5 protein-coding genes are annotated in these 6,729 nt (G+C 74.4%); 1 reads left to right on the forward strand and 4 read right to left on the reverse strand.

The window, feature by feature from the left end:
• Nucleotides 1–21 precede the first annotated feature (21 nt).
• Complete coding sequence (cobC, locus tag ACFWM7_RS32240) at nt 22–1,635, reverse strand: Rv2231c family pyridoxal phosphate-dependent protein CobC (RefSeq protein WP_383267494.1); 1,614 nt, start codon at nt 1,633–1,635, stop codon at nt 22–24.
• A 178-nt stretch (nt 1,636–1,813) separates the two neighbouring features.
• Here cobC and ACFWM7_RS32245 point away from each other — a divergent pair, with 178 nt between their 5' ends.
• Nucleotides 1,814–2,536: a ZIP family metal transporter gene (locus ACFWM7_RS32245; protein ID WP_383267497.1), complete on the forward strand. Its 723-nt coding sequence runs from the start codon at nt 1,814–1,816 to the stop codon at nt 2,534–2,536.
• 47 nt (nt 2,537–2,583) lie between these two features.
• On the opposite strand, the gene ACFWM7_RS32250 is transcribed toward ACFWM7_RS32245, so the two are convergent.
• Genes ACFWM7_RS32250 through ACFWM7_RS32260 form a run of 3 tightly spaced genes read right to left on the reverse strand, consistent with a single transcriptional unit; the run spans nt 2,584 to nt 6,601 of the window.
• Nucleotides 2,584–3,966 carry a cobyrinate a,c-diamide synthase gene (locus ACFWM7_RS32250; protein WP_383267500.1) on the reverse strand — a complete coding sequence of 461 codons (1,383 nt, stop codon included), beginning with the start codon at nt 3,964–3,966 and terminating at the stop codon, nt 2,584–2,586.
• Nucleotides 3,960–4,559 carry a cob(I)yrinic acid a,c-diamide adenosyltransferase gene (cobO, locus tag ACFWM7_RS32255; protein ID WP_383267503.1) on the reverse strand — a complete coding sequence of 200 codons (600 nt, stop codon included), beginning with the start codon at nt 4,557–4,559 and terminating at the stop codon, nt 3,960–3,962. Before cobO ends, ACFWM7_RS32250 begins: the two co-directional genes overlap by 7 nt.
• Nucleotides 4,559–6,601, reverse strand: coding sequence for a putative cobaltochelatase (locus tag ACFWM7_RS32260; RefSeq protein WP_383267505.1), 2,043 nt, complete (start codon nt 6,599–6,601; stop codon nt 4,559–4,561). Before ACFWM7_RS32260 ends, cobO begins: the two co-directional genes overlap by 1 nt.
• Nucleotides 6,602–6,729 lie beyond the last annotated feature (128 nt).

Consider the following 6,729-nt stretch of genomic DNA (forward strand, 5'->3'; position numbering starts at 1 on the left):
GCCCCCCACGCGCGGGGCTCCTCAGCGCCCCGATCTCGCGGGCAGCGCCTGCACGGCCTGGTCCAGCGCCTGGAGGAAACGATTGGTCGTGGCCCGGTCGCGGACCGCGAGCCGCAGCCACTGCGGCCCGAGCCCCGGGAACGTATCGCCGCGCCGGGCCGCGAACCCCAGCAGCCGCAGCCGCTCCCGCACCTCCGCCGCCCGCTCAAGACGCACCAGCACGAACGGCCCCCGGGCCGCCTCCACCGCCTCCACCTCGCTGAACTCGGCGAGACCGGCGAGCAGATGGGCCCGGTCCACCGTGATCCGGTCCGCCGCCTGAGCCGCCTCCACCAGCGCCCGCGGCTCCATGCACGCCTCCGCCGCCGCCAGCGCCGGGGACGACACCGGCCACAGCGGCTGCGCCTCGGCCAGCAGCGCCACCGTCTCCGGCTCGGCCAGGACGTAACCGATCCGCAGCCCGGCGAGCCCCCACGTCTTGGTGAGGCTGCGCAGCACCACGAGCCCCGGAATGTCCGTCCGGTCGCACAGCGCCTCGCGCTCGCCCGGCACGACGTCCATGAACGCCTCGTCGACCACCAGCGTCCGCCCGGGCCGCGCCAGCTTCTCCAGCAGGGCCGCCGGGTGCAGCACGGACGTCGGGTTCGTCGGATTGCCGATCACCACGAGGTCCGCCTCCTCGGGCACCGCCGCCGGATCGAGCCGGAAGCCGTCCTCCTCCCGCAGCAGCACCCGCCCCACCCCGTGCCCGGCCGCCCGCAGCGCCGCCTCCGGCTCCGTGAACTGCGGGTGCACCACGACCGGGCAGCGGGCCGGGAGCGCCCGGGCGACCAGGACGAATGCCTCGGCCGCGCCCGCCGTCAGCAGCACCCGCTCCACCGGCAGCCCGTGCCGGCCGGCGACCGCGGCGCAGGCGGACGACCCGTCGGGATAGGCGGCCAGCGAGGTGAGCGACGCGGCTATCCGCTCGCGCAGCCACGGGGGAGGGGTGTGGGTGCGGACGTTCACGGCGAGATCGGTCAGATTCTCGCCGCGCACCTCCGCGTCGCCGTGGTGCCGCAGGTCCGGCCCGGCGCTCTCGATGTCCTGCGTGGGGGGATGCGTGGGGGGAGTCATGGCAGCCATGGTGAACGGGCGGGAGCCTGCCGTCACCGGTGAGGTGGAAGTTTTCCTCCCGGAAACATCGAAAGTCCCGGCGGCGGCCGGAAACCGGCGGGCCACCGCACAGGTCGCCATCCCCTTCCCCGCCGCCCCCCCGCCCGGGGCGCGGGTCTTCGGAACCACCAGCTCGTCCGCCTCGATCAACGCCGCCGCCTCCGCGACCGACGCCGTGCCCACCGCCGCGCCCACCGCCCCCGAGGGGTGCGGCACCCGCACCGCGGCCAGCGCCCCGGCCGGATGGGTCCGCACCGGCACCCCGAGCCGGGCCGCCGCCCCCACGATCCCCGGCTCGTCCCCCTTGGCGTCGACGGTCGCCACCTCCACCACGTCCGCCGGATCCAGCCCCGCCCCGCTCAACACCGCCGCGATCAGGGCGAACACCACATCGCCCGAGGCGCCCCGGCGCGCGCCGACCCCCACCACAAGACTGCGGGCGCCGGACTCCGGTCCAGGGCCGACGGGTGCTCCGGTCATCGGCGGAGTCCTGCCTTTCAGGTCAAACGTCTCGGTGGTACGTCGGTGGTACGGGGGAGCGGGCGCGGCAGCTCCGTATACGAAGCACGGACCCGGGCGACGGGAGGCGCACGGCGTACGGCGCCGATAAGGACACCCTCAGATGCGGAGAGGGGGCCCGATCGGCTAGCAAGGCCCCATGGCGGTGTTCGTCGCGCTCGGCGCGTTCCTGATGACCCTGGCCGGCGGCTGGGTCGCCCAACGCGTCACCGACCGCCGTCATCTGGTGCTCGGCCTCGCGGGCGGGCTGATGCTCGGCGTGGTCGGGCTCGACCTCCTGCCGGAGGCGATCGAGGCCGCGAGCGCCCCGGTGTTCGGAGTGCCCGCCGCCCTGCTGCTCTTCGTGGGCGGCTTCCTGGTGGCCCATCTGGTCGAGCGGCTGCTCTCCGTACGCCAGGTGGCACACGGGGCGAGCGGCGAACGCGTGCCGCAGGTGGGGCTGACGGCGGCCGCCGCGATGGTCGGCCACAGCCTGATGGACGGCATCGCGCTCGGCGCCGCCTTCCAGGTCAGCGGCTCCATGGGCGTGGCCGTCGCGCTGGCGGTGATCAGTCATGACTTCGCCGACGGATTCAACACGTACACCCTCACCAGTCTGTACGGGAACGCCCGCCGCAAGGCGCTCCTGATGCTGTTCGCGGCCGCCGTGGCACCCGTCGTGGGCGCGGCGACGACGCTGCTGTTCACCCTTCCGGAGGAACTGCTCGGCGGCTATCTCGGCTTCTTCGGCGGAGCGCTGCTCTACCTGGCCGCTGCCGAGATCCTTCCCGAGGCGCACCACACCCATCCCGCCCGCTCCACCCTTCTCTGCACCATCGGGGGCGTGGGCTTCATCTGGCTGGTCGTCGGCATCGCGGAGTGAGCCACGCGTACGCCCGCACACGCTGCCGAGACGAACGCGCGGGTCGCTCACCGTGCCCGGCAGTGCTCGACGAACCGCCGGGCCACCTCGGGCGACGCGGCCCAGTGGGTGTGCAGATAGCTCGCGTGCACGCCCCGCTGGACGTACCCCTCGACCCGCCGCTCCGGCTGGTGCATGCCCCAGGCCGGCGTGGTCCCCGCCCCCGGGTCCAGCACCGTGCGGTGGAACTCGTGCCCCCGCATCCGGGTGCCCGCCGCCGCCAGCGGACTGTCCGAGACCGCCACCGCCTGCCGGTAGCCGAGGGTGAGCCGCTCCGACATCCGGGCCTCGGCGTCGAGCACCCCGCACATGGGCCGCCCGTCCAGCTCCCGCGCCAGATACAGCAGCCCCGCGCACTCGGCGGCCACCGGGGCACCGCTCAGGGCCAGCTCCGTGATCGCCTGCCGCAACGGCTCGTTGGCCGACAGCTCGGGGGCGTACATCTCCGGGAACCCGCCGCCGATCACGAGCCCCGCCGTGCCCACCGGCAGCTTCTCGTCCCGCAGCGGGTCGAACGTCACAACCTCCGCACCGGCCGCCGTCAGCAGCTCGGCGTGCTCCGCGTACGCGAAGGTGAACGCGGCCCCGCCCGCCACCGCGACGACGGGCCGGGGCCCTTGACCGGAGGCGGCGGCGACGGGCCGGGGCCCTTCCGCCGGGGCGTACGCGGGCTCCCACGGCTCGTCCGCCAGCGCGGGGGCCGTCCGGGCCAGCGCCAGCAGCACGTCCAGGTCGCACCCGGCGCGCACGCGTTCGCCCATGGCCCGTACGGCCTCCACCGCGTCGCTCTGCCGCTCGGCCACCGGGACCAGACCCAGGTGGCGCGAGGGCGTGGCGACCTGCGGGGCCCGCCGGATCACGCCGAGGACCGGCAAGCCCGACTCGTCCAACGCGTCCCGCAACAGCGCCTCGTGCCGGTCGGAGGCCACCTTGTTCAGGATCACCCCGCCGATCCGGACCTGGGGATCCCAGGAGGCGAACCCGTGCACCAGGGCCGCCACCGACCGGGACTGCGAGGAGGCGTCCACCACCAGCACCACGGGAGCCCGGAGCAGCTTGGCCACCTGGGCGGTGGACGCCAGCTCACCCTGCCCCGAGGCGCCGTCGTACAGCCCCATCACCCCCTCGACCACGGCGAGGTCGCACCCCGCCGACCCGTGCGCGAACAGCGGGGCGACGAGATCCGTCCCGCACATGTACGCGTCGAGATTCCGGCCGGGCCGGCCCGTCGCCAGGGAGTGGTAGCCCGGGTCGATGTAGTCCGGCCCCACCTTGTGCGGCGAGACGGCAAGCCCGCGCGCGGCGAAGGCGGCCATCAGACCGGTGGCGACGGTGGTCTTGCCGCTGTTGGAAGCCGGAGCGGCGATGACCAGACGGGGCACATTCACCACTCGATGCCCCTCTGGCCCTTCTGACCCGCGTCCATCGGGTGCTTGACCTTCGACATGTCGGTCACGAGATCGGCGGCCTCGATCAGCGCGTCCGGCGCGTTGCGGCCGGTGATCACCACATGCTGGGTGCCGGGCCGGTTCCGCATCACCTCGACGACCTCGTCGGCGTCGATCCAGCCCCAGTGCATCGGATAGGCGAACTCGTCGAGCACGTACAGCTTGTACGTCTCGGCCGCCAGGTCGCGCTTGACCTGCTCCCAGCCCTCGCGGGCCTTCTCCTCGTTGTCGAGCTGGCCGTCGCGCTGGACCCAGGACCAGCCCTCGCCCATCTTGTGCCAGTCGACGGTGCCGCCCTCGCCGCTCGCGCCCAGCACCTTCAGTGCGTTCTCCTCGCCGACCTTCCACTTCGCCGACTTCACGAACTGGAACACCCCGATCGGCCACCCCTGGTTCCAGGCCCGCAGCGCGAGCCCGAAGGCGGCGGTCGACTTGCCCTTGCCGATGCCCGTGTGGACGAACAGGAGCGGGCGGTTGCGGCGCTGACGGGTGGTGAGCCCGTCGTCCGGCACCGATATCGGCTGTCCCTGCGGCATTAAGCGGCCCTCCCGGCTGCGGTGACGTCCTTGACGAGCCCGGCGATCGAGTCGGCCCGCAGCTCGTCGAGCGTGACGGCGGTGCCTCCCAGTTCCCGGGCCAACTCCCCGGCGAGACCGAGGCGTACGTACCCCGACTCGCAGTCCACGACGACCGAGGCCGTCCCCTCCGAGCGGTGCAGCCGCCCGGCCCGCCCCGCGAGCGCCACGGGCTCCGGCCCGCCGGTCGCCCGCCCGTCCGTGACGACGACGAGCAGCGGCCGCCGCGACGGATCGCGCAGCCGCTCGACGCGCAGCACGTCATGGGCCTTGAGCAGCCCGGCGGCGAGCGGAGTGCGCCCGCCGGTCGGCAGCGACTCCAGCCGGGCGGCGGCCGCGTCCACGGACGAGGTCGGCGGCAGCGCCACGTCGGCCTCCTTGCCCCGGAAGGTCACCAGACCGACCTTGTCCCGCCGCTGGTAGGCGTCCAGCAGCAGCGACAGCACGGCCCCCTTGACCGCGCTCATCCGCTGCCGGGCCGCCATCGACCCGGACGCGTCCACGACGAACAGCACGAGGTTGCCCTCCCGCCCCTCGCGGGTCGCCTGCCGCAGATCGTCCCGGCGCACCACGAGCCCGCGCCCGGAGCGCCCGCGCGAGCGCTGGTGCGGGGCGGCGGCCTGCACGGTCGCGGCCAGGTGCAGCTTGGTCAGTGCGCCCTGCGGCCGGACCGCTCCAGTGGTCCGACCATGCGCTGTGCGGGCCCGGGAGCGCCGCCCCGCAGCACCCTCGCCGAGCCCCGGCACGCTGAGCATCTTCGTCCGGAACGGCTCGGCGGACGCCACCGGCTGCTGCTCCCCACCGGCGGGCCGGCCGGGCGCGTCGGGGGCGCCCTCGGGGGCCTGCGACGGCGTGTCGTCCGAACCGCCGCCCGGGTGGGGCGGCGTACGGTCCTCCCCGTCGGCCTGGGGCGGCACGCCCCCACCTCCGCCCCCGCCGCCGTCGTCCCCACCCCCGTCGGGGTCGGGCTGGTCATCGTCGTTGTCGTCCTGCGGACCGGCCTCGTCCAGGGTCCGGTCGAGCTTGTCCTCGTCCAGGCCAGGCGCGTCGAACGGGTTGCGGCGACGCCGGTGGGGGAGCGCCAGCAGAGCTGCCTGCCGTACGTCGTCGGCGGTGACCTCCTCGCACCCCGCCCAGGCGGCGAGCGCGGTGGCGGTACGGGCCATCACGATGTCGGCCCGCATCCCGTCGACCTCGAACGCGGCGCAGGTGGCGGCGATCTGACGTAGCACGCCGTCGCCGAGCACGACGCGGGGGAGCAGGGCACGCGCGGCGGCGATCCGCTCCCGCAGGGCCGACTCCTCCTCGGCCCAGCGCGCGGCGAACCCCTCGGGATCGTCGTCGTACGCGAGCCGCCGCCGCACGACCTCCACCCGCTCGTCGGTGTCCCGAGACGCGGCCACCTCGACGGTCAGCCCGAACCGGTCCAGCAACTGCGGCCGGAGCTCGCCCTCTTCCGGGTTCATCGTCCCGACCAGCAGGAACCGCGCCGCATGCCGTACGGAGACGCCTTCGCGCTCGACGTACGAGGCACCCATGGCCGCCGCGTCCAGCAGCAGGTCCACCAGGTGGTCGTGGAGGAGGTTGACCTCGTCGACGTACAGGATCCCGCGATGCGCGTCGGCCAGCAGCCCCGGCTCGAACGCCTTCACGCCCTCCGACAGCGCCCGCTCGATGTCCAACGCCCCCACGAGCCGGTCCTCGGACGCCCCGACAGGCAGCTCCACGGTCCGCGCCGGACGCGACACACCGGCGGCCTCCGCGTGCGGCCCATCAGGACACGCCGGATCGGGCGAGACGGGATCACAGGAGAACCGGCACCCGGGCACGACGGAGACCTCGGGCATCAGCGCGGCGAGCGCCCGCACGGCGGTGGACTTGGCGGTCCCCTTCTCGCCCCGCACGAGCACCCCGCCCACGGCCGGGCTGACGGCATTCAGCAACAGCCCGAGCCGCAGGTCGTCCTGCCCGACGATCGCGGTGAAGGGGTAGGGCGTACTCACAAGGCCTCCTCGTTGACGTGCTGTTCAGCTTTATGACCAAGCCCCTGGGGCGTGGCTTCCACGGACCCGGCAAAATCAAGCCCCCGGCCCCTTGGCCCGGCGGACCCGGGATTTTCACGCCCCTGCGG

The organism is Streptomyces sp. NPDC058375 (assembly GCF_042723425.1).
Classification (GTDB): domain Bacteria; phylum Actinomycetota; class Actinomycetes; order Streptomycetales; family Streptomycetaceae; genus Streptomyces; species Streptomyces durocortorensis.

Coding starts and splice junctions, on each gene's coding strand:
- cobC (WP_383267494.1), bottom strand. CDS start 1,635: ATGACCGGAGCACCCGTCGGCCCTGGACCGGAGTCCGGCGCCCGCAGT.
- ACFWM7_RS32245 (WP_383267497.1), top strand. CDS start 1,814: ATGGCGGTGTTCGTCGCGCTCGGCGCGTTCCTGATGACCCTGGCCGGC.
- cobO (WP_383267503.1), bottom strand. CDS start 4,559: ATGCCGCAGGGACAGCCGATATCGGTGCCGGACGACGGGCTCACCACC.